23 protein-coding genes are annotated in these 21,952 nt (G+C 37.5%); all 23 read left to right on the top strand.

From position 1 onward, the window contains the following. Positions 1–5: 5 nt before the first annotated feature. The 23 genes from def (at position 6) to miaB (ending at position 21,952) form a co-directional block, all read left to right on the top strand. Positions 6–494: a peptide deformylase gene (gene def / locus RYM16_RS01060; RefSeq protein WP_009351474.1), complete on the top strand. Its 489-nt coding sequence runs from the start codon at positions 6–8 to the stop codon at positions 492–494. After that, positions 487–1,497 (top strand): methionyl-tRNA formyltransferase, encoded by a 1,011-nt coding sequence (gene fmt / locus RYM16_RS01055; protein ID WP_105081125.1) that lies wholly within the window; start codon positions 487–489, stop codon positions 1,495–1,497. The genes def and fmt overlap by 8 nt, the downstream gene beginning before the upstream one ends. Next, positions 1,481–2,275: a DUF116 domain-containing protein gene (locus tag RYM16_RS01050; protein WP_105081126.1), complete on the top strand. Its 795-nt coding sequence runs from the start codon at positions 1,481–1,483 to the stop codon at positions 2,273–2,275. The genes fmt and RYM16_RS01050 overlap by 17 nt, the downstream gene beginning before the upstream one ends. Beyond that, a complete protein-coding gene (rsmB, locus tag RYM16_RS01045; RefSeq protein WP_314981828.1) occupies positions 2,256–3,611 on the top strand; it encodes a 16S rRNA (cytosine(967)-C(5))-methyltransferase RsmB in 1,356 nt (451 codons plus the stop codon). The genes RYM16_RS01050 and rsmB overlap by 20 nt, the downstream gene beginning before the upstream one ends. A gap of 18 nt (positions 3,612–3,629) precedes the next feature. Then, positions 3,630–4,676 (top strand): 23S rRNA (adenine(2503)-C(2))-methyltransferase RlmN, encoded by a 1,047-nt coding sequence (gene rlmN, locus RYM16_RS01040; RefSeq protein WP_314981826.1) that lies wholly within the window; start codon positions 3,630–3,632, stop codon positions 4,674–4,676. Continuing rightward, positions 4,669–5,370, top strand: coding sequence for a Stp1/IreP family PP2C-type Ser/Thr phosphatase (locus RYM16_RS01035; RefSeq protein ID WP_009351475.1), 702 nt, complete (start codon positions 4,669–4,671; stop codon positions 5,368–5,370). The genes rlmN and RYM16_RS01035 overlap by 8 nt, the downstream gene beginning before the upstream one ends. 27 nt (positions 5,371–5,397) lie before the next feature. After that, the gene (pknB, locus tag RYM16_RS01030; RefSeq protein WP_167386465.1) at positions 5,398–7,323 is read left to right on the top strand and encodes a Stk1 family PASTA domain-containing Ser/Thr kinase; all 1,926 of its coding nucleotides are present in this window, start codon (positions 5,398–5,400) and stop codon (positions 7,321–7,323) included. Positions 7,324–7,331: 8 nt separating this feature from the next. Further along, positions 7,332–8,195, top strand: a complete 864-nt coding sequence (rsgA, locus tag RYM16_RS01025; RefSeq protein ID WP_009351481.1) for a ribosome small subunit-dependent GTPase A — start codon at positions 7,332–7,334, stop codon at positions 8,193–8,195. Position 8,196: 1 nt separating this feature from the next. Next, positions 8,197–8,847: a ribulose-phosphate 3-epimerase gene (gene rpe / locus RYM16_RS01020; RefSeq protein WP_314981824.1), complete on the top strand. Its 651-nt coding sequence runs from the start codon at positions 8,197–8,199 to the stop codon at positions 8,845–8,847. A 248-nt stretch (positions 8,848–9,095) separates the two neighbouring features. After that, a complete protein-coding gene (gene rpsB / locus RYM16_RS01015; RefSeq protein ID WP_009351446.1) occupies positions 9,096–9,815 on the top strand; it encodes a 30S ribosomal protein S2 in 720 nt (239 codons plus the stop codon). A 115-nt stretch (positions 9,816–9,930) separates the two neighbouring features. After that, positions 9,931–10,611, top strand: coding sequence for a translation elongation factor Ts (gene tsf / locus RYM16_RS01010; RefSeq protein ID WP_265137275.1), 681 nt, complete (start codon positions 9,931–9,933; stop codon positions 10,609–10,611). A gap of 62 nt (positions 10,612–10,673) precedes the next feature. Further along, entirely contained in the window at positions 10,674–11,399 is a 726-nt protein-coding gene (pyrH, locus tag RYM16_RS01005; protein WP_009351482.1) for a UMP kinase, read from the top strand. Positions 11,400–11,404: 5 nt separating this feature from the next. After that, complete coding sequence (frr, locus tag RYM16_RS01000; RefSeq protein WP_009351464.1) at positions 11,405–11,965, top strand: ribosome recycling factor; 561 nt, start codon at positions 11,405–11,407, stop codon at positions 11,963–11,965. Then, complete coding sequence (locus tag RYM16_RS00995; protein ID WP_009351441.1) at positions 11,965–12,216, top strand: hypothetical protein; 252 nt, start codon at positions 11,965–11,967, stop codon at positions 12,214–12,216. Before frr ends, RYM16_RS00995 begins: the two co-directional genes overlap by 1 nt. After that, a complete protein-coding gene (locus RYM16_RS00990) occupies positions 12,197–12,961 on the top strand; it encodes an isoprenyl transferase (RefSeq protein WP_314981822.1) in 765 nt (254 codons plus the stop codon). The genes RYM16_RS00995 and RYM16_RS00990 overlap by 20 nt, the downstream gene beginning before the upstream one ends. Positions 12,962–12,964: 3 nt before the next feature. Continuing rightward, entirely contained in the window at positions 12,965–13,786 is an 822-nt protein-coding gene (locus tag RYM16_RS00985; RefSeq protein ID WP_314981821.1) for a phosphatidate cytidylyltransferase, read from the top strand. Positions 13,787–13,807: 21 nt separating this feature from the next. Beyond that, positions 13,808–14,953, top strand: coding sequence for a 1-deoxy-D-xylulose-5-phosphate reductoisomerase (locus tag RYM16_RS00980; RefSeq protein ID WP_314981819.1), 1,146 nt, complete (start codon positions 13,808–13,810; stop codon positions 14,951–14,953). Positions 14,954–14,961: 8 nt separating this feature from the next. Next, the gene (gene rseP / locus RYM16_RS00975; protein ID WP_314981817.1) at positions 14,962–15,978 is read left to right on the top strand and encodes an RIP metalloprotease RseP; all 1,017 of its coding nucleotides are present in this window, start codon (positions 14,962–14,964) and stop codon (positions 15,976–15,978) included. A gap of 18 nt (positions 15,979–15,996) precedes the next feature. Then, positions 15,997–17,082, top strand: a complete 1,086-nt coding sequence (gene ispG / locus RYM16_RS00970; RefSeq protein ID WP_314981815.1) for a flavodoxin-dependent (E)-4-hydroxy-3-methylbut-2-enyl-diphosphate synthase — start codon at positions 15,997–15,999, stop codon at positions 17,080–17,082. Next, positions 17,076–18,794 (top strand): proline--tRNA ligase, encoded by a 1,719-nt coding sequence (locus RYM16_RS00965; RefSeq protein WP_314981813.1) that lies wholly within the window; start codon positions 17,076–17,078, stop codon positions 18,792–18,794. The genes ispG and RYM16_RS00965 overlap by 7 nt, the downstream gene beginning before the upstream one ends. Positions 18,795–18,911: 117 nt before the next feature. Further along, positions 18,912–19,739: a PHP domain-containing protein gene (locus tag RYM16_RS00960; RefSeq protein WP_314981812.1), complete on the top strand. Its 828-nt coding sequence runs from the start codon at positions 18,912–18,914 to the stop codon at positions 19,737–19,739. A gap of 15 nt (positions 19,740–19,754) precedes the next feature. After that, positions 19,755–20,627 (top strand): Asp23/Gls24 family envelope stress response protein, encoded by an 873-nt coding sequence (locus RYM16_RS00955; RefSeq protein WP_314981810.1) that lies wholly within the window; start codon positions 19,755–19,757, stop codon positions 20,625–20,627. Between the two features lie 8 nt (positions 20,628–20,635). Beyond that, on the top strand, positions 20,636–21,952 hold the full coding sequence (gene miaB, locus RYM16_RS00950; RefSeq protein ID WP_273298016.1) for a tRNA (N6-isopentenyl adenosine(37)-C2)-methylthiotransferase MiaB: 1,317 nt from the start codon (positions 20,636–20,638) through the stop codon (positions 21,950–21,952).

The following is a 21,952-nucleotide window of genomic DNA, read 5'->3' as shown; positions in this document are numbered from 1 at the left end:
TATCAATGGCAGTATTAGATGTTGTAAAAGCAGGTCATCCCGTTTTGAAACAAGTAGCGGAACCTGTAGAACATGTTAATAAAAAACTTAGAGCCCTTATCGATGATATGGCTGAAACTATGTATAAAACTGAAGGTGTAGGTCTTGCCGCACCTCAAGTAGCTGTTTCTAAACGAATTATCGTAGTAGACGATCAAGTTGGTAGTGGCCTTATTGCATTAATTAATCCTGAAATTACACATGCTGAAGGCTCTCAAGTAGGCCCTGAAGGGTGTTTAAGTGTACCAGGCTATTATGGAGATGTAGAACGTTTTAATAAGATCACCGTTAAAGGTATTGATCCACATAACAAAAAGGTTACTATTAAAGCGGAAGGCTTCTTAGCTCGTATTTTCCAGCATGAAATCGATCATTTAGAGGGTCATTTATTTATAGAAAAAGCGACAAACTTACGATTGATTGCAGATCATCCAGAGGAGAAAGAAATTGTCTAATCATAATCCTTTACGTGTTGTCTTTATGGGAACGCCAGACTTTTCTGTTCCCACTTTAGAAGCGCTAATTCAAGCAGGACATACTATTGTTGGTGTGTACTGTCAGCCAGATAAACAAAAGGGTCGTGGCAAACAAGTTCAAATGCCACCGGTAAAGGTAGCTGCTTTAGAACATAACTTACCTGTTTATCAACCTGTTACTTTACGGGATGAGCAAGTGCAAGCAGAATTAGAAGCATTAAAACCTGATGTAGTAGTAGTTATTGCATATGGTAAAATCTTACCGCCATGGCTAATTCGATTACCTCAATATGGGTGTATCAATGTACATGCTTCTATTTTGCCTAACTATAGAGGGGCTGCGCCGATTCACTATGCCATTCTAAATGGGGACACTAAAACAGGTGTTACCATTATGCACATGGATGACGGACTTGATACCGGTGATATTATCGATATCGTGGAGACTGATATTTTACCTGGTGAAACGACAGGACAGTTATTTGAACGTATAGCGGTGCTTGGTGGTGAAACAATTGTTCCCGTATTAACTCGTTGGGTTAATGGGGAAATTGTGGCAACGCCACAAGATGATACAATGGCTACACATACTGCTAAGATTACAAAAGAAATGGGGCATATAGACTGGTCTAAGCCTGCTAATGAAATTTCAAATCTCATTAGAGGACTTAATCCAGCACCGGGATGTTATACTTACCTCGATGGAAAACGTTTAAAAATATGGTCTGGAGAAGTGGTTCCAAGTGATACGACTCACTGTTTGATAGATATCCGTGGTAAACATGTACCAATTGCTATATCAGCCACAACTGTGCCTGGTACAATCGTATCTAAAATAGACGGTTTAGGTGTATTTTGTGGTGATGGAAATATAATTCTATTGACAGAAGTCCAACCAGAAAATAAGAAGCGTATTTCTGCTACAGATTTTATTAATGGACATCAGATAAAGGAAGGTATCGTTTTTGGGGACTCAAATTAAACAGTACGAAACGTATCCGTTATACCTGATATTATCAACTATTACATGTGCTTTGCTCACTGCAGTACTTGGTTTTCTAATGTATGTATTAGAACCTGGGCTATCACAATTACATTCTCTTGCATCTATTATGAGTAGTATAGTTCTTTCTATTCTGATAGGTATTATATGGTTATTGTGTTTATCCCTTATTGTTGCAAGTACAGGTATTATACGGTTACATCCTATTGTTTTAAGATTGGCCAATCAGTTTATATATGGATTATTTCCATTAACCTTGGCTATCGGTAAGGTGAGAGGGGTTACTAAGGATCAACTTCGTCAGTCTATGATTGATTTAATTAATCATCTTGTGATGCTTGATATGTATACGGTTGATCCAGAACGTATATTATTATTGACGCCACATTGTTTACAAGAAAGTTCATGTGTTCATAAGGTAACACATGATGTATACAATTGTAAGCAGTGTGGGCGGTGTCAAGTTGGTAGCTTATTACAAGTGGCTAAAGACTATGGATGTCAATTTATAGTTGTCACTGGAGGTACTTTAGCGCGAATGAAGGTAAAGGAAGCGCGGCCAAAAGCTATTGTAGCAATAGCTTGCGAACGAGATTTAGCAAGTGGCATGGCTGATGTATTTCCCATCCCAGTTATTGGCGTATTAAATGAACGTCCTAATGGGCCATGTTGTAATACAACCGTAGATCCTGAACGTGTTCGTGCAGTAGTAGAACAATTGATTGGTAGGAATAGTGATGTCAGAAGTAAAGAATAACCAACAACAGAATATTCGGTTGCTTGCTGTGAAAGCATTGAGCGATATTAATCGTAATGGTGCTTATGCAAATATTAAGTTGCAAGAGTATTTACAAAAATATCATTTATCCGATTTAGATCGACGGTTTTTTACAGAACTTGTATATGGTGTTATTCGTAGAAAAAATTATTTGGATGCCATAATTGTTCACTTTGCAAAACGACCTTTAAAGAAACTTTCTTCTATGGTTGTGGAAATCCTTAGACTTGGGATTTACCAAATTATCTACATGGATAAGGTTCCTGAAAGTGCGGCGGTCAATGAATCTGTCAAACTTGCTAAGAAGTTAACACGAGGATTATCTGGTTTTGTAAATGCTGTATTGCGATCCGTTTTGCGTGAATGCGATAGTATTTCTATTGGTGAACTTGCTAAGTCTGAAGCCGAAGAGATTTCTTTTATCTACAATCAACCGTTATGGCTTGTTACTTTGTGGATGAATGAAATGGGCAAAGATAAGACCGTAGATCTATGTGCTTGGTTCAATGAACAACCTCGTTTAACAGCACGTATTAATACGGTGAAAGTATCAATCGAGGATTGCTTAAAAGAATTACAAAATTTAGGGTGGACTGTTGAACAAGACAAAGATATTCCTGAAGTAGTGTATATTGATAGCCACCAAGGGCACTTAGAAAAAGCAAAACCAGTTATAGAAGGTCATATTACCTTTATGGATAAAGCGTCTATGCTCGTTGCTCATGTAGTAGATCCTCAACCAGGGGACCGTATCTTAGATTGCTGTGCCGCACCAGGTGGTAAGTCTATGCATATGGCAAGCCTTATGAATAATACGGGCGCTATTATGAGTTGTGACATTTATGACCATAAGTTAGATCTTATGAATCAGAATGCAGAACGATTAGGCGTATCTATTGTTTCTACTAAATTACAAGATGGTCGATATTTACCCGATAATTGGAAGGAACAATTTGATCGTGTCTTAGTTGATGCCCCATGTTCTGGCCTTGGCATATTACAAAAGAAATTAGATATGCGTTGGCGTAAAACAGAGGACTTGCTAAATGAATTACCTCCATTACAGCTTGAAATTTTAGAAAAAGCGTCTGAAATGGTTAAGGTTAATGGCTATTTAGTATATTCCACATGTACTATCAATAGTGGTGAAAATGAGGATGTATTGGAAAAATTCCTAGCAACTCATAAGAACTTTGTTATCGATTCTGTATCCTATAAAGGGTTACCACCGGCTACAGATGGTATGATTTCAACATATCCTCCGCGAGATTATATGGATGGATTCTTTATGGCTCGTATGAAACGCCTATCATAATATAAGAAATGGAGTACCATGATAGAATTATTGGGTAAGTCTTTAGAAGAATTACAATCTATCTTTAAGACCCATAATATACAAAAGTTTCGAGCGAAACAGTTAATCGACTATATCTATCATAGATATGTGTTCGATTTTCAAGAAATGACACAATTCCCAAAAGAATTGCGTCAATGGTTAAGTGATAATTGTGTTATCTCTTTACCTACATTAATTACAGAGTCTATATCTCCAGATGGAAAGACTAGAAAAATCCTATTGGAGATGACAGATCAAAGCCGAGTAGAAGCTGTTTTGATGGAGCAACACTATGGTTATTCCGTATGTGTTTCATCTCAAGTAGGCTGCGCTATGGGCTGTGTATTCTGCGCCTCTACGCAAGGTGGCTTATACCGCGATTTAACAGTGGCTGAAATTATAGGACAAGTTGTTATTTTTGGTGCTCTTACAAAAGAGCAAATCCACTCTGTTGTCGTTATGGGCGCAGGGGAGCCACTACAAAATTATGATAATGTATTACAAGCTCTACGATTGTTACATGATCCTATAGTTTGTAATATTAGTTATCGTAAAATGACGATTTCTACTTGTGGTTGGGTTCCTAATATTTATAAATTAGCTGATGAAGGTTTGCCTATAACGTTGGCCCTTTCATTACATGCTACAAATAATGAAGTACGTCGTAGTATCATGCCCGTTGGTGCCCGTTATGAATTGACGGAAGTCTTAGATGCGGTAAAATATTATTATGATACAACACAACGTCGTATCACCTTTGAGTATATCCTCATAGATTCTGTAAATGCATCTATGGAGGAGGCTCATGCATTGGGACAAATCTGTAAGGATTTTCCAAATTGTCATGTTAACTTAATTCCTGTTAATGGCAATGAACATATTGAATTATATAAACCATCTATTACGAATATGAATACATTTAAAGACATTGTTGGTTCCTATGGAGTATCTGTAACGGTACGAAAGGAAATGGGCGATGCAATCCAAGCCGCATGTGGACAGCTAAAAGCTGCTCATGGTCGGAAAAAGGAGAATCATGAATAATTTTGTTGGTTTAAGTAAAATTGGACTTGTGCGGCAGCGCAATGAAGACCGTTTCTTTATTGATGGTAACGTTTGCGCTGTCACTGATGGCATGGGTGGTTATAGCGGTGGTGAAATCGCTAGTACGTATGCTGTAGATGAAATAAGAGAATATTTGGCCTCCCTTGAAACGGTGGGTCAACAAGATTTATGCGACGCTATCATTCACGCTAATCAACGCATTGTTAATCGTGTGGCTAGTGAAGAACGCCTTGCTGGTATGGGGACTACCGCTGTAGTTACAGCAATAAAAGATAATCAGTTATATTGGGCAAGTGTTGGTGATAGTCGTTTGTATGTATATAGGGATGGTCTTTTAAGACAAATTACTACGGATCATTCTATGGTACAAGAATTATTAACTGCTGGAGAGATTACAAAGGATGAAATGCTAAGTCACCCTCAACGTAATTTATTGACACGCGCTGTCGGTGTCGATGAAGTATTAGAGGTTGATAGCGGCATTGAGTCGATTCTTCCCGGTGATCGTATTTTACTCTGTACTGATGGATTAAGTGGCTATGTAACAGATGATGTAATTGCCTCTGCATTGCAATCGTCTGATGATAACATGATGGTTGTTGAATCATTGATGGATACTGTTTATGAAGTCGGAGCAGGAGATAATGTGACCATTGTAGTGGGAACAATCTAATCTAGAAATGGAGAAATAATGAGTACTATGAATATAAAAGGTATACTTCTAGATAACCGCTACCGAATTGTTGATAAAATTGGCGTTGGTGGAATGGCTGACGTATACCTAGGAGAAGATACCTTATTAGGTAGACAAGTAGCAATTAAAGTATTGCATGCAAACTTTGCTAATGATGATGAATTCGTAACTCGCTTTAAGCGAGAAGCGCAAGCTGCAGGTAAATTAAATCATCCAAATATTGTAAATATGTATGATGTAGGATTTGATCAAGATTTACACTACATCATCATGGAATATGTAAACGGTGAAACGTTAAAAGAATATATTACTCGTCATGGCAGACTATCCATAGATGAGGCTGTTAAATTTACTATTGCCATAGCTGAAGGTCTAGAACACGCTCATACAATGGGCATTGTTCACTGTGATATAAAACCGCATAATGTAATTATTACTCAGACTGGTCGTGTGAAAGTAACTGACTTTGGTATCGCTCGTGCTATGAATGCTACTAATACAGTTATGTATACGAATTCAATTTTAGGCTCTGCTCACTATTTATCACCTGAGCAAGCCAGTGGAAAACCTGTAGATGGTAATACTGATATCTACTCTTTAGGCGTAGTTTTATATGAAATGCTTACAGGTAGAGTTCCTTTTGAAGGGGAGACTCCAATTGCAGTAGCATTAAAACATGTACGTGAAAAAGTAGCTCCTCCAACTCGATATAATCCTTCAATTCCACCGCTTCTAGAAGCTGTCGTAATGAAGGCATTATCTAAAAACCCTGCGGATCGTTTTGATTCTATTTCTGACATGATAAGTGATTTAAGATTATCTCAAGGCTTTACAATGGGTAAAACTCAACGTCATGAACCATATGATTTTGCAACTCAAATGATACCAGCTGTTGATCCTGAAGCACTTGAGGATTTCAGCACTATTCAAGAAGAACGTAAAGACGAGGGTCAAAAGAAGAGTATGTTAAGTAAAATTGCATCGATTCCACAAAAATATATCGTTCTAGGTGCTGCTGTCATTTTCTTGGTAGCATTTTTAGGAGCTTTCTTAAGCTATGGTAACTTCTGGAGTAATACAACGGTAGATGTACCTAATGTTGTAGGTAAACAAGTATCTGTGGCTAAAAATATTTTAGAAGATAAACATTTACGTGTATCTACAAGTGAGGTTACAAACCCAGATGTTCCAGCAGGTCAAGTCATTTCACAAACTCCTGGAGCTGGGGAAAAGGTTAAGGAGCAACGTACGATTCACCTTGTTGTTTCTAAAGGTGTAGGTGATATTACAGTACCAGATTTATCTGACTTAACTGTAGATCAAGCTCGCCAAAGACTTAAAGATGTTGGCTTAGTTGTAGGTAAGATAACACAACAATCTGTAGATGGTAAAAAAGATGGTGTAGTTATTGCTCAAAGTCCTTCTGGGGATTCTAAAGTTTCTAAAGGTACTACAATTGATCTTGTTGTAAATAAGGCAAAAGCTAAAAAAGTAAAAGTACCTAATCTTGTAGGTATGACATTAAAAGATGCTCGCGATACTTTGAGCAATGCTCATTTAGGTGTAAATCAAGTAGCGGGCTCTGTGGAGGAAAAAGCTGTAGTCATTGAGCAAAGTATTAAAGCTGGTGATGAGATTGATGAAGGATCCACATTAAACCTTACTACTGAATTCAAAGAGGATAAAAAGAAATCTGAGAAAAAAGAAGAAAGCAGTAGCAATAAAACAACTGGTACTGTAGATGTTACTGTACCATCAGGTTCTAAAAATCAAGAACTTAAAATCGTTGTGAAAGACGATGAAGGTTCGGCTGTAATTTATGATGATACCAATAAACCTGGTGATCGTATCGTTCGTAAAGTATCTGGCGTAGGTAATGTGCGTATTGAAGTATATCTCAATGGTGCATTAGTACAAGAGACTGCATTATAAGAGGTACTATGATTACAGGTATTGTTGTCAAAAATATGAATGGTTACTTTTATGTTCAAGATGATACGAGTACTATTCATGAATGCAAAGTTCGAGGTAGACTAAAGCAAGGTCGTTACAGTCTTCTTGTTGGTGACCGCGTTACGATTTCGGAGGATGGGTTCGTTGAATCCATCCACGAACGTCATAATGCTATGGTACGTCCTGCGGTAGCTAATATTGATCAAGTTGTATTAGTTGTAGCAGCTCATGAGCCAGATATTAATGAGCTTTTACTAAATAAAATGCTCGTTATGATTGAACATGCAGATATTCCTATCGTGCTATGTATCAATAAATGTGATTTGATGGATTCCGATACGGAAGCGATGGTTGAGCTTTATAAATCAATCGGCTACGACGTATTGATGACATCTACCTATGATATGACAGGCATTGAAGATTTACGTCATGTACTGCAACATAAGGTAACTGCCTTTGCAGGCCCATCTGGGGTTGGTAAAAGTAGTCTATTAAATGCGGTCGATCCTAAGTTTGCCTTTCAAACTGGTGAGGTAAGTGACAAAATAAAACGTGGTAAACATACTACCCGTCATGCTTCCCTATATAGTTTAGATGCAGATTCCTTCATTATGGATACACCTGGATTTAGTGCTATTGAGTTCAATGATGTATCTCTTGAGCGATTGCCTACATTATTCCCAGAATTTAGTCAATATGTGGATGTTTGTAAATTTAACCCATGTTATCATGAACATGAGCCAATTTGTGGCATTAAAGATGCTCTAGAAGCAGGTCATATTCATCAAGGACGATATGACGCTTATATGTCTATACGTAATGATATAGAAAGTCAACGAAAGAGGTTTTAATATGATTAAAATTGCACCATCAATGCTTTCCGCAAATTTTGCGACCTTAAGCGAAGAGTTACAATCTATTGAATCAGCGGGGGCTGACTTATTACATATCGACATTATGGATGGACATTTTGTGCCAAACTTAACCTTTGGTGCTCCTATTGTGAAAGCGATTCGTCCATATACAAAATTGCCTTTTGATGTGCATTTAATGGTTACAAACCCTGGTGACTATGTAGAAGAATATGCAAAAATCGGTGTAGAATATTTTACGTTCCATCAAGAAACCGTACCGCATATGCATCGTTTAATCCAACATATTAAGCAATGTGGTATGAAAGCTGGTGTTGCTTTAAATCCAAGCACACCAGTATCCGTGTTAGAAGATGTGGCTGCTGATTTAGATATGATTTTAATTATGTCTGTAAATCCGGGCTTTGGTGGACAATCTTTTATTAAAAATGCCATTAAAAAGGTTAAACAAGCTAAGATGTTGTTAGAGGAAGTAGATAATACTACGGCTGTAATTGAAGTAGATGGTGGTATCAACGATATTACATGTGTACCAATCAAAAGAGCGGGTGCTACAGTATTAGTAGCTGGCTCTGCTGTGTTTGGTGCTGAAGATCGTGCTCATATGATTGAAGCCATTCGTAATAACTAAATCTATATTAGTAATGGAGTTACCTATTATAGGCTTAAAAAGAATATAGTGATGATCTAAACTACGAATTAAGATAAGGAGTGAGGAATTCTTTAAGAAATCCTCACTCCTTGCTTGCTTTTACAATAATTATTTGTTAAAATTATTGGGTATGAAAAATATGCACGTCGGTGGACTTCGGTACTGTGCCTAATTTTGGGTGACCCGAAGGATGAAGCGGCGGAGGTTAATTAACAGGAGGTGCCACAATGGCAGTAGTATCAATGAAACAATTATTAGAGGCTGGTGTACACTTTGGTCATCAGACTAGAAGATGGAACCCTAAAATGGCGAAATTCATCTTCACTGAGCGCAATGGTATTTATATCATTGACTTGTCTAAAACAGTAAAAAAAGTAGAAGAAGCTTACTCTTTCTTGCGTGAAGTTGCTTCCCAAGGCGAAGTAATCTTGTTCGTAGGTACTAAAAAACAAGCTCAAGAAGCTATTAAAGAAGAAGCTATCCGTGCTAACATGTTCTTCGTTAACGAACGTTGGTTGGGCGGCATGTTGACAAACTTCAAAACAATTGAAACTCGTATTAAACGTTTAAAACAATTGGAAGCTATGGCAGAAGATGGTACTTTCGAAGTATTGCCTAAAAAAGAAGTTATCGGTCTTCGTCATGAAATGGAAAAATTGGAAAAATACCTTGGCGGTATCAAAGATATGCCTAAAATGCCAGGTGCTCTTTTCGTAGTTGATCCTAAAAAAGAAAAAATCGCTATTGCAGAAGCTAAAAAATTGGGTATTCCTGTAGTTGCAACAGTAGACACTAACTGCGACCCAGATGAAGTTGATTTCCCAATCCCAGCAAATGATGACGCTATCCGCGCTGTTAAATTGTTGGCTGGTAAAATGGCTGACGCTGTTCTTGAAGGTCGTCAAGGCGAATCCTTCGAAGAAGGCAATGCTGAAGCTGCAGAATAATTCTGCAAAGCTACTTAATCATTTCTGATTAGCATTTGAAAGATAAATCTATAACATATATAATTAGGGTAAGGACTATATCCTTACCTTAATTAATACTAGGAGGAACAAAATAATGGCAATTACTGCTGCTTTGGTAAAAGAATTGCGCGACATGACTGGCGCAGGTATGATGGACGCTAAAAAAGCATTGGTTGAAACTGACGGTAATATCGATAAAGCGGTTGACCTTCTTCGTGAAAAAGGTTTAGCTGCAGCAGCTAAAAAAGCTGGTCGTATTGCAGCTGAAGGTGTAGTACAATCCTACATCCACGCTGGTGGCCGTATCGGCGTTTTAGTTGAAGTTAACTGCGAAACTGACTTCGTTGCTAAAACTGACGACTTCCAAAACTTAGCACGCGATATCGCTATGCAAATCGCTGCTGTTAACCCTACATACTTGAACCGTGAAGAAGTTCCTGCTGACGTAATCGAACACGAAAAACAAGTATTGTTGGAACAAGCTAAAGTAGAAGCTGAAGAAGACGTAAAAGCTGGCCGTAAACCAAAACCTGAAGCTGTTTTGGAAAAAATGGTTGCTGGTCGTATTGAAAAATTCTATAAAGAAAACTGCCTATTAGAACAAGTATTCATTAAAGATGGTGACAAAACTGTTACTGATGTAATTAATGAAAGTATTGCAAAAATCGGTGAAAACATCAACGTACGTCGTTTTGTTCGCTACGGTTTAGGTGAAGGCATTGAAAAACGCCAAGATGACTTCGTAGCTGAAGTAATGGCATCTGTTGGTAAATAATTAAGAAACAATAAGAGAACACCGTACAGTGTTCTCTTATTTTGCAATAGAGGAGTAAAAACATGGCAAAGAGAAACTTTCAACGTATTGTTTTGAAGTTGAGTGGTGAAGCATTAGCAGGTGACCAAGGATTTGGTATTAACCCTGATGTTGTTGAAGAATTTGCGCAAGAGATTGCAGCTTTAGCAAAATCCACTGATTTAGAAATCGCAATTGTTGTTGGTGGCGGTAACCTATGGAGAGGGTTGGCTGGTAGTAATCAAGGTATGGATCGTGCTACTGCTGACTATATGGGTATGCTAGCAACAGTAATGAACTCCTTAGCATTGCAAGATGCATTAGAGCAAGCTGGCGTAGATACTCGCGTACAAACAGCTATCGAAATGCAAGAAATTGCAGAACCTTATATTCGTCGTCGCGCTATTCGTCACTTAGAGAAAAAACGTATCGTAATCTTCGGTGCTGGTCTAGGTAAACCTTACTTCTCTACAGATACAACAGCTGCATTACGGGCTGCTGAAATCGAAGCTGATGCAATTTTGATGGCGAAGAAATTTGCTGATGGTGTATATGATTCCGATCCTAAGACGAATCCTAATGCCATTAAGTTTGATGAGTTAACATATAACGATATCATCACAAAAGAATTAAAAGTTATGGATGCTACATCTACGACTTTATGTAAAGATAACAATATTCCTATTATTGTATTTAGCATGGACATTCCTGGTAACATTACAAAAGCCGCTAAGGGCGAAGAGATTGGTACCATTGTTCGAGGAGAATAATTCAAATGGAAATTAAAGAATTGTTACAACAAGCAGAAGAACGCATGAATAAGTCTATTGAGGCTTTAAAACATGAATTTGCATCTATTCGTACTGGTCGTGCTAGTGTAGCATTGCTTGATAAAGTAATGGTTGATTACTATGGCAGTCCATCTCCAATTAATCAAGTTGCGAATATCTCCGTGCCTGAGCCTCGTATGATCGTGATTGCTCCTTGGGATAAAACTATGATCGGTGCAATTGAAAAAGCGATTTTACAATCTGACCTTGGTTTAAATCCTGGTAATGATGGTGCTCAAATTCGCTTAACTATTCCTCAATTAACTGAGGAACGCCGTAAAGAAATCGTTAAAGTAGTTCACAAAAAAGCTGAAGATGCTAAAGTTGCAGTGCGTAACATTCGTCGTGACGTAAATGATGCATTGAAAAAAGAAGAAAAAGCTAAAACAATTACTGAAGATGATGCTAAAGACGGTTTAGATGAAATCCAAAAACTTACAGATGCTAAAGTTAAGCATATTGATGAGTTAAAAGCAGTAAAAGAAAAGGACGTATTAGAAGTATAATGTTAGATTCTAATAGCCTTATTGGAATGCCATGGCAGCTTGCAAAGTCTCGTTTGCAGGCTGCCCATATTCCTTTTAAGGTAATGATTGGGGCATCCTTTAACCGCTTTTTTGAGATTGCAGACGAAGGATTTTATGTAGCACGTATTACTAAGGTAGATGAGTGTTTACATATACTAGTATATAGACCAATGATTGCCAGCGACTTCGGACATTCTATCGAGGTAGACTATGCTAAAGAAATTATTTAACCGTAAACAATCGGATACGCCTGCTATTGATAGCAATGCTATTCCTAAACATGTTGCTATTATTATGGATGGTAATGGACGTTGGGCTAAACGTAGAGGAATGCCACGTTCCATGGGTCACCGTGCAGGGGCAGACGTATTAAAGCAGATCGTTATCGCTGCTGACGATATTGGAATTAGAGCTCTTACGGTATATGGTTTCTCCACAGAGAACTGGAAACGACCTGAACAGGAAGTTTCTTTACTTATGGCTCTCATCAAAGAATACTTAAACAATAATGTTAAGTATATGCATGAACATAATGTTCGCATTCGATTTATTGGATATATTGGCGCTCTTTCAGCGGAGTTACAACAAATCATTCGAGATGCAGAACTGTTAACTCAGAATAATACAGGTCTTACTTTACAGTTAGCTATTAACTATGGTGGACGTGATGAGATAGTAAGAACTATCCGCGATATTACAAGTTCTGTAAAAGCGGGTACTATTACAACGGACGATATTACTGAAGACTATGTAAGCTCTCAATTATTTACTAAAGAGTTTAGCGATGTAGACTTATTGATTCGTCCAAGTAGTGATTTTAGAATTAGTAACTTTTTGTTATGGCAACTAGCTTATGCTGAATTCTGGTTTACTGATTTACATTGGCCAGATTTTACAAAGGAAACTTTGTTAGAAGCTGTTGCGGCATATCAGAAACGAGAACGCCGATTTGGTGGCTTACGTGATGAGGAATAAAGAATGTTAAAAACACGTGTTATAACCGCTGTTATAGGTTTTATTATTGCCTTAGGGGCCATTACGTTAGGCGGACCAGTGTATGATGTTCTTATTACGCTGTTAGCCCTATTAGGGTGGCGTGAATTTGTTTTGCTCGGTAAGGCTAAACATGTACGTATGTCCATTATATGGGGGTACATCAGTATGTTATTATTGATGATTGCTTTCGCATGTCATCAATATATTCTAGCTATAGCTATTTTAGTATTAAGTTTATTTGCTAATTATATGTTATGTACGTTTGGCGAAAATAAATACTCTATGGCTAGCGTCTCCTTTAGCGTATTTGGTTTGCTATACGTTGGTATTGGCATGATTTCTTTGCTCATGATTCGTCATGACTCTATATATATGTCTTTAACAATGCCTTTTGAACTACATAACTGGGGAACAATTACACTTTGGTTATTATTGTTTACTACGTGGGCTAGTGATACCTTTGCTTACTTTGCAGGTCGTGCATTTGGTAAACGTAAGATTGTACCATCAATTAGTCCTAATAAAACATTAGAAGGTTTTATTGGTGGTTTTGTAGGCTGTATCATTACAGGCGCAGTATTTTCGTATATTGTTGGTATTCCTTGGTGGATGGGTATCCATGTAGGGATGATCAGTGGTATATTAGCACCATTAGGTGATTTATTTGAATCAAAGATTAAGCGATTATGTAATGTAAAAGATTCTGGTACTTTATTACCAGGTCATGGTGGTGTATTAGATCGCTTTGATAGCTTACTATTTGCTGCACCTATCACATTAGTCTATATATTGCTATTCGCGTAATAATCGAATAGAGGTAAACTTATGAAATACCTAAGTATTATTGGCAGTACTGGCTCAATCGGTACACAGACACTTGATGTAGTGTCTCAACATCCAGATCAATTCAAGGTGGTTGCCTTAGTGGCACATCATAATATTGACCTCTTAGAAAAACAAATTAAAGAATATCAGCCATTAGTAGCTGGTTTAGTTGATGAAAGTGCTTTTAAAAAGCTACAAGTACGTTATACAGGTCCTACAAAACTTGTAGGCGGCAAGGAAGCCCTCATAGCAGCTGCAACGATTCAAGAGGCCACTATGGTTGTCACTGCAATTGTTGGTGCCGCAGGTATTGAGCCAACGGTGGAGGCTATCAAAAAGGGTAAAACAATTGGCCTTGCTAATAAGGAAACCCTAGTTGCTGGCGGTCCGTTGATTACATCTTTAGCTAAAGAGTATGGCGTACAAATTTTACCTATCGATAGTGAACATAGTGCTATATTCCAGTGCTTAGAAGGTCAAAATCGCAAGAATGTTGATTCCTTGATCGTTACAGCTTCTGGTGGTCCTTTACGCACCTGGGATTCTGATAAAATTAAAACTGCTACAGCTGCAGACTGCTTACGACATCCAACTTGGAATATGGGTAATAAGATTACTATTGACTCTGCCTCTTTATTTAATAAAGGCTTAGAGGTAATTGAAGCTCATTGGCTATTTGGTTTTGATTTTGATCATATTGATGTAGTAGTTCATCCACAAAGTATTGTTCATTCTATGATCCGTATGAAGGATGGTGCTATTTTAGCGCAAATGGGTAATCCAGATATGCGCGAGCCTATTCAATATGCTTTGACATATCCAAAACGTGAAGTTTTAAGTATGAATCATCTTGATTTTACGAAATCCTTACAATTGGAATTTTTACCACCACGGTACGATGATTTTCCTGCACTTCGTTTAGCTTATGAAGTCGGTCGTGCCAGTGGTTTTAAGCCTGCTGTATTTAACGCAGCTAATGAAACTGCTGTTTATGCATTTTTAGAAGATAAAATCGCTTTTGGCGATATTTATAAAGTTGTAACTTCTGTTCTTGAATCTATGGGACCAGAAGATGACTTTACGTTAGATAATTTATTATCCATCGATAGATGGGCCCGTGAAAAGGCTACATCATTGATGTTATAGGAGAATATATGACAACGGCATTAGCCACAATATTTGTATTTGGTTTAATCGTGTTTATTCATGAATTAGGCCATTTTATTACAGCTAAGATGTCAGGTATGCAAGTTGACGAATTTGCTATAGGTTTTGGTCCTGCCATATTTAAGGTACAAAAAGGGGAGACATTATACTCTATTCGTATTATTCCTCTTGGTGGCTTCAATCGTATTGCAGGTATGAGTCCTGATGAGCCTCTTAATGAGCGCTCCTTTTATAATAAACCTGCGTGGAAGAAATTTATTGTTATTTCTGCAGGTGCTGTATTTAACTTTTTATTGGCCATTGTTATTTTCTTTGGCCTTAATGTGACTGTAGGTAACCTTACCTACACAAATGAACCTGTTATTGGCAATATCATTTCTGGTAGTGCTGCGGAACAGGCTCATTTAAAAGCTAATGATAGAATTATTACTATTGATGGCAAAAAAATTACTACTTGGGATGAAATTCGTCCTAGCATACAAGGTACAGCCAATCATCGAGTAACTGACTTTGTAGAACGAGATGGACCATCTGTTGAAACTACAGTAATACCTAAGTATGAACAAGATAGCGTTAAAATTGGTATTTATCCTAGTTTTACTCGTGAAACTTATAGTATTGGTGAATCATTAAGCCTTGCTGTTAGCCGTACAGGTCAAACTATTGTTGCGATGGTCAGTGGCCTATATGATATGCTTCGTGGTACTCAAGCCGCTGAATTGTCTGGACCAGTTGGGATTTCTCAAATGGCTGGCACCATTGCTCAATCTGGCTTTGCACCATTATTAAGCTTTGCTGCATTCCTTAGTATTAATTTAGGGGTTATTAATCTATTACCATTACCTGTATTAGATGGTGGTCATTTGATTATTATTTTAGCTGAAGCTATAACAGGCCGTAGATTACCTGCTAAAGCTCTCATGTATATTCAAATGGTTGGTGTTGCCTTAATGGTAGCATTGTTCTTATATGTAACGACTCAGGATATTTTCCGATTACTATAAGACAGATGGGAGATTACAATGATTGTACGTAAACCAACAAATGGTATCTATGTAGGTACAGTTAAAATTGGTGATTATGCACCGGTAAGTATTCAATCAATGATTACAACAGATCCGGTACATACGGAAAAGGCGATTGCTGAAATTAACCATTTAGCAGAGGCTGGTTGTGAACTAGTTCGTGTCGCTGTTCCAACAATAGAGTCTGCAAAGGCTTTAAAAGCCGTTAGAGCTGGTATTTCTATTCCACTGATTGCGGACATACATTTTGATTATAGATTAGCATTAGAGGCTATTGAAAATAATGTAGATGGCTTGCGCATTAATCCTGGTAATATTGGGGGCGAAGATAAGGTATTAGCTGTTATTGAAAAGGCTAAACCTAAACAAATCCCAATTCGTATAGGTGTTAATGCAGGTTCTTTACCAAAGCATATTCTCGATGCTCATGGAGGTCATCCTACAGCTGACGGAATGGTTGAAACCGCTTTAGAACACGTAAGAATTCTAGAAAAATTAGACTATCGTCAAATGAAATTATCTATCAAGGCTACTGAAGTACCTTTAATGGTTGAAGCTTATCGTAAATTATCCGATAAAATTCCTTATCCATTGCATTTAGGTGTTACCGAAGCAGGTACTATTAAACAAGGTACTATTAAATCTGCTATGGGTATTGGTTCTTTACTGCTTGATGGTATTGGCGATACGTTACGGGTATCTTTAACAGGAGATCCAATTCATGAAATCGAAGTAGGTCGTAGTATTCTAAGTAGCTTAGGATTACGAAACTTTGGTGCCACTATGATATCTTGTCCTACCTGTGGTCGTTGCCAAGTAAATTTATTTGATATGGCTGGCATTGTAGAAGAGCGATTAGCATCCATTAAAGCTCCAATAAAGGTTGCTGTAATGGGCTGTGTTGTAAATGGACCAGGGGAAGCTCGCGAAGCTGACTTTGGTATCGCTGGTGGCGATGGACAAGGTATCGTATTCCGTAAAGGAGAAGTTATTAAGACTGTGCCAGAAGCCGAATTAGTAGATACATTATTTAGAGAAATTGATCAATATTTAGAAAGTTTAGATGAGGAGTCTTTATGTTAGCCACTAAATTATATGCACCTACATTGCGTGAGGTTCCATCCGACGCTGATGTAGTAAGCCAACAGCTCATGCTTCGCGCTGGTTTTATGCGTAAAACTGCAAATGGTTTATATAGCTTTTTACCATTAGGTTGGAGAAGTATTAAAAAAATTGAAGCTATCGTACGTGAAGAAATGGATCGTGCTAGCGCTCAAGAAATTATGATGCCTATTTTACAACCTGCAGAGATTTGGAAAGAGTCTGGCCGTTGGAATGCATATGGCGCAGAAATGATGCGTATTAATGATCGTCATGACAATGAGTTCTGCTTAGGACCAACTCATGAAGAAATGATTACGACCCTCGTAAAAAATGAAATTAATTCCTACCGTCAATTGCCGGTAAATTTATATCAAATTCAAAGTAAATTCCGCGATGAACGTCGCCCTCGTTATGGTTTGATGCGTAGCCGCGAATTTATCATGAAAGATGCTTATTCCTTTGATGTTGATGAAGCCGGCTTAGAAGAATCCTACAAATCTATGTATGATGCTTATACGCGTATCTTTAATCGTTGTGGCCTTACATTCCGTCCTGTAGAGGCTGATAGTGGTGCTATCGGTGGTAGCGGTACTCATGAGTTTATGGCTATCGCTGAAGCTGGTGAAGCGGATATCGTATATTGCACTAAATGCGACTACGCTGCGAATATTGAAATCGGCAAGCCTGGCATCATGAAACAAGCAGAAGAAGCTCTTCAAGAGTTATCTGTTGTAGACACGCCTAATGCTAGCTCTATTGAAGCTGTTGCAGAAATGTTAAACTTACCACTACATAAAACTATTAAAGCTGTAGTGTTCTCTATCGATGGTAAAGTAGTATTAGCTATCGTTCGTGGCGATCATGAAGTCAATGAGGTTGCTGTACAACATGCCGTACTTGGTTCTGTAGAGCCAGAAATGGCTACACCTGAAGAATTGGAAAAAGTAGGTTTAACAGCTGGATTTATCAGTCCTGTAGGCTTAGAACAAACAGAAGAATTTGCTATTGTTGTAGATGAATCTGTTATGGAAACATACAATGTTTGTGGTGGGGCTAACAAAAAAGATGCTCACTATGTAAACATTAATCCTAAACGTGACTTTAATGTAGAAGATATTATTGTTGCTCCCATACGCTTGATCACGAAGGATGATGTGTGTCCTACATGTGGTGGTTCTTTAGAACATGCTAAAGGTATTGAAGTAGGTCAAGTATTTAAATTGGGTACTAAATATTCTGAAGCATTACAAGCTACATTCTTAGATCAAAATGGTCGTCCTAATCCAATGATTATGGGGTGCTATGGTATCGGTGTATCTCGTACATTAGCTGCTGCTATTGAGCAATATCATGATGAAAATGGTATCATATGGCCACGTTCTATTGCTCCATTTGAAGCTGTTATCGTACCGATTAATGCAAAAGATGAAGCTTTGATGTCTACAAGTGCAACTATTTACACTGCATTACAAGAGGCTGGTGTAGATGTATTGCTCGATGATCGTAAAGATCGTGCAGGCGTTAAGTTTAAGGATGCTGATTTAATTGGCTATCCTCTTCGCATTACAGTAAGTAAAAATACGCTTGAAAATAATGAAGTAGAAATTCAAATCCGTAAAACTGGAGAGGCACTTTCCTGTGCTATTGATTCTGTAGCTACAAAAGTAACAGAATTACTTCAAAACTTATAATAAAATTGCGATTCTAGTGAATGCTCATTAGGGTCGCAATTTTTCTTTCTAAACTTGAATTAATAGACTAAATCAGTCATAATTAAAGGATAGAATATTTGTAATGGGAGGTACTATATGCATGTAGATTTTCATATGCATTCCGTTTATTCCGATGGCATTGAAACACCAAAGGAATTATTGCGTCATGCCTTAGATTGCAATGTATCTATGATGGCTTTAACTGATCATGATGAAATTGATGGAATTAAAGCATTGCGTACCGCTCAGCAAGAATTAGATCCTAATGAAACGATTAAAATTATAAACGGCTGTGAATTTAGTGCTGATTATAAAGATAAGTCTATCCACATTTTAGGATATTGTTTTGATGAAAATAATAATGAGTTAAATGAATTTATTTCGTTCTTTAAAAGAAAACGTGAAGAACGCGTCGATGAAATGATAAGACGCTGTAATATCGAAGGTTATCACATTACAAAAGAAGATTTAATCAAACAATTTCCTGATACGAAAGCTTATGGACGTCCACATATTGGTAAGCTTTTAATTGATGGTGGATATGCTAAGGATGTTAATGAAGTCTTTAGAGGGATTCTTCGCAAGGACAGCCGTTGCTATGTGCCTAAGGTAAAAGTTGAGGTTCAATATATTATTGACATTATTCATAAAGCTGGTGGTTTTGCTGTTATGGCACATCCTAAATTAGTATCTAGTGATGAATATGTATTAGAAATGTTAGATTTTGATTTTGATGGTATAGAGGTATATCATTCCAAACATAATGATATAGATGTGGAGAGATATAAAGCATTAGCTAAAAAACATAAATTGTTTATTACTGGTGGTTCTGATTATCATGGAATTCCAGGAAAGGAACCAGATAATTTTGGTGATTACTTAGTAGCTGGTAATGATGTATCAGAATTTATTAGTTTGTTATAAATAATGAGGTAGACTATGGAAGTCATTGCATTTGTTGGTAGTAGTGGCACTGGTAAAAGTCATCGTGCGCTTGTACTGGCTCACGAAAATAAAATTGAATGTATCATCGATGATGGCATTTTAATCCATGATAATAAAATTGTTGCTGGTTTTTCTGCTAAAAAAGAGTCTAGTCGCTTAAAAGCTGTTCGCCGAGCTATTTTCCAAGATGAAGTACAAGTAAAATCAGTACGAGAACAACTTGATAAAATTAATCCTAATAAACTTATGATTATTGGTACTTCCGATAACATGGTTAAGAAAATTACAAAAGCCTTAGGCCTACAAAATCCAGATCGATATATACGTATTGAGGATGTTGCTACGCCTAAAGAAATTGAAAGGGCACAGCATGCTCGTCTTAAAGAAGGCAAGCATATTATTCCGGTCCCAACTATGGAATTAAAGCCTCATTTTAGAGGTTATTTGATTGATCCTATTAAAACAATGTGGCGTCGTACCTTGAAAAAACAAGATCAAGATACATTGGGACAAATAGGTTCTGAAGGCTTTGAACGCTCTGTAGTACGCCCTGCTTTCAGTTATTATGGACGTCTTACCTTTGATGATGATGTAATCATCAAATTAATTCGTAATGGCCTAAAAAAAGTAGCTGGTGTTGATGAGTCTAGTGATATTTCCTTTAAAAAAGGTGATAAAGGTCAAAATGGTCTCATTGTAGATATGGCTGTTGTTATTGAACATGGTTATCCTGTAAAAACATTGATGCAGCAAGTACAAAAATCTGTACGTAATGAAATTGAATACATTACAGGTATGTCGATTGAGCGCATGTCTATTAAAGTTAAAAATATTATTGAAACTAAACGTAAGATTGTTAAAGTGTAGGAGTTAGAATGAAGTCTTATTATATTTACACCTATGGTTGTCAAATGAATACTGCCGATTCTGAGCGCTTATCGCATCAGCTAGAATCTGTTGGGTATACGCCAACAGAGGACGTGGAAACTGCAGATTTAATTTTATTAAATACTTGTGCAGTGCGTGAGAATGCAGAAACTAAAGTCTATGGCCGCATAGGTGAGCTAATGAGACTTAAGCGTAAAAATAAAAACTTGATTCTTGCTGTTACGGGATGTATGGCACAAAAGAATCAAGCTGAAATGTTTAAGCGCGCTCCCCATATCGATATTGTCTTAGGTACTCATAATATTCAACACATTAATGAAATGATTGAAGAAGTACAACGGGGACATACACATCAAATTAGTGTAGATATGGATAACACGGTACTTCCTGAACTAGAAGCCAAGCCAAATGGTACATTCTATGCTTGGGTACCTATTATGAATGGTTGTAACAAGTTTTGTACGTATTGTATCGTTCCGCACGTTCGTGGTAGAGAAATCAGCCGTCCTGTAGAGGCCATCGTAAAAGAGGTGACTGACCTAGGTGCAAAAGGGTTTAAAGAAATTACCTTATTAGGCCAAAATGTAAACTCTTATGGATTAGATTTTAAAGATGGCACTGATTTTGGTACACTCATAGATGCTTTGGATGGCATTCCTGGCATAGAGCGTATCCGTTATATGACAAGTCATCCTCAAGATATGACTAAATCTATGATTGATGCTCTTGGCCGTTCTTCCAACATTGTTACACATTTACATTTACCAATTCAATCAGGATCAGATCGTATTCTTAAAAAGATGAATCGACACTATACAGTAGAGCATTATAAAGAATTACTGTCGTACTGTCGTGAGAAAATTAAAGATGTAGTGGTTACTACAGATATTATTGTCGGCTTCCCAGGGGAAACAGAGGAAGATTTCCAAGCTACATTACAATTATTGAAAGACGTACGTTATGATATGGCGTATACTTTCATCTATTCCAAACGCTCTGGTACGCCAGCAGCGACTATGGATGATCAAATTCCTGAAGAGGTTAAGCGTGTGCGATTGCAAACATTGATGGATGTACAAAACGAAATCTCTTATGAATTGAACAAACCTATGGAAGGACAAGTGTTTGATATTATTGTTGAGGGGCCAAGTCCTCGCGATGAAGATATGTGGTTTGGTCGTACTTCGGGGAATAAAATGGTGTTATTCCCAAAAGACGATTCCTTATCAATTGGTGAAACAGTACCTGCCTATATTGATAAAGCACAAACTTGGGTTTGCTACGGTACAATACAAAAGGGGTAA

This window comes from uncultured Veillonella sp. (genome assembly GCF_963524655.1).
In the GTDB taxonomy this organism is placed as follows: Bacteria; Bacillota; Negativicutes; order Veillonellales; family Veillonellaceae; genus Veillonella.
This window is presented reverse-complemented; position numbering and strand designations above follow the sequence as displayed.

Bases quoted from the DNA above. Each gene is read 5' to 3' on its own strand.
- RYM16_RS00985 (WP_314981821.1), top strand. From the start codon at position 12,965: ATGTTAAAAACACGTGTTATAACCGCTGTTATAGGTTTTATTATTGCC.
- RYM16_RS00990 (WP_314981822.1), top strand. From the start codon at position 12,197: ATGCTAAAGAAATTATTTAACCGTAAACAATCGGATACGCCTGCTATT.
- tsf (WP_265137275.1), top strand. From the start codon at position 9,931: ATGGCAATTACTGCTGCTTTGGTAAAAGAATTGCGCGACATGACTGGC.
- miaB (WP_273298016.1), top strand. From the start codon at position 20,636: ATGAAGTCTTATTATATTTACACCTATGGTTGTCAAATGAATACTGCC.
- RYM16_RS00995 (WP_009351441.1), top strand. From the start codon at position 11,965: ATGTTAGATTCTAATAGCCTTATTGGAATGCCATGGCAGCTTGCAAAG.
- rlmN (WP_314981826.1), top strand. From the start codon at position 3,630: ATGATAGAATTATTGGGTAAGTCTTTAGAAGAATTACAATCTATCTTT.
- RYM16_RS00965 (WP_314981813.1), top strand. From the start codon at position 17,076: ATGTTAGCCACTAAATTATATGCACCTACATTGCGTGAGGTTCCATCC.
- RYM16_RS00955 (WP_314981810.1), top strand. From the start codon at position 19,755: ATGGAAGTCATTGCATTTGTTGGTAGTAGTGGCACTGGTAAAAGTCAT.
- RYM16_RS01035 (WP_009351475.1), top strand. From the start codon at position 4,669: ATGAATAATTTTGTTGGTTTAAGTAAAATTGGACTTGTGCGGCAGCGC.
- rsmB (WP_314981828.1), top strand. From the start codon at position 2,256: ATGTCAGAAGTAAAGAATAACCAACAACAGAATATTCGGTTGCTTGCT.
- frr (WP_009351464.1), top strand. From the start codon at position 11,405: ATGGAAATTAAAGAATTGTTACAACAAGCAGAAGAACGCATGAATAAG.
- pknB (WP_167386465.1), top strand. From the start codon at position 5,398: ATGAATATAAAAGGTATACTTCTAGATAACCGCTACCGAATTGTTGAT.
- pyrH (WP_009351482.1), top strand. From the start codon at position 10,674: ATGGCAAAGAGAAACTTTCAACGTATTGTTTTGAAGTTGAGTGGTGAA.
- RYM16_RS00960 (WP_314981812.1), top strand. From the start codon at position 18,912: ATGCATGTAGATTTTCATATGCATTCCGTTTATTCCGATGGCATTGAA.
- rpe (WP_314981824.1), top strand. From the start codon at position 8,197: ATGATTAAAATTGCACCATCAATGCTTTCCGCAAATTTTGCGACCTTA.
- rpsB (WP_009351446.1), top strand. From the start codon at position 9,096: ATGGCAGTAGTATCAATGAAACAATTATTAGAGGCTGGTGTACACTTT.
- ispG (WP_314981815.1), top strand. From the start codon at position 15,997: ATGATTGTACGTAAACCAACAAATGGTATCTATGTAGGTACAGTTAAA.
- def (WP_009351474.1), top strand. From the start codon at position 6: ATGGCAGTATTAGATGTTGTAAAAGCAGGTCATCCCGTTTTGAAACAA.
- rsgA (WP_009351481.1), top strand. From the start codon at position 7,332: ATGATTACAGGTATTGTTGTCAAAAATATGAATGGTTACTTTTATGTT.
- rseP (WP_314981817.1), top strand. From the start codon at position 14,962: ATGACAACGGCATTAGCCACAATATTTGTATTTGGTTTAATCGTGTTT.
- RYM16_RS00980 (WP_314981819.1), top strand. From the start codon at position 13,808: ATGAAATACCTAAGTATTATTGGCAGTACTGGCTCAATCGGTACACAG.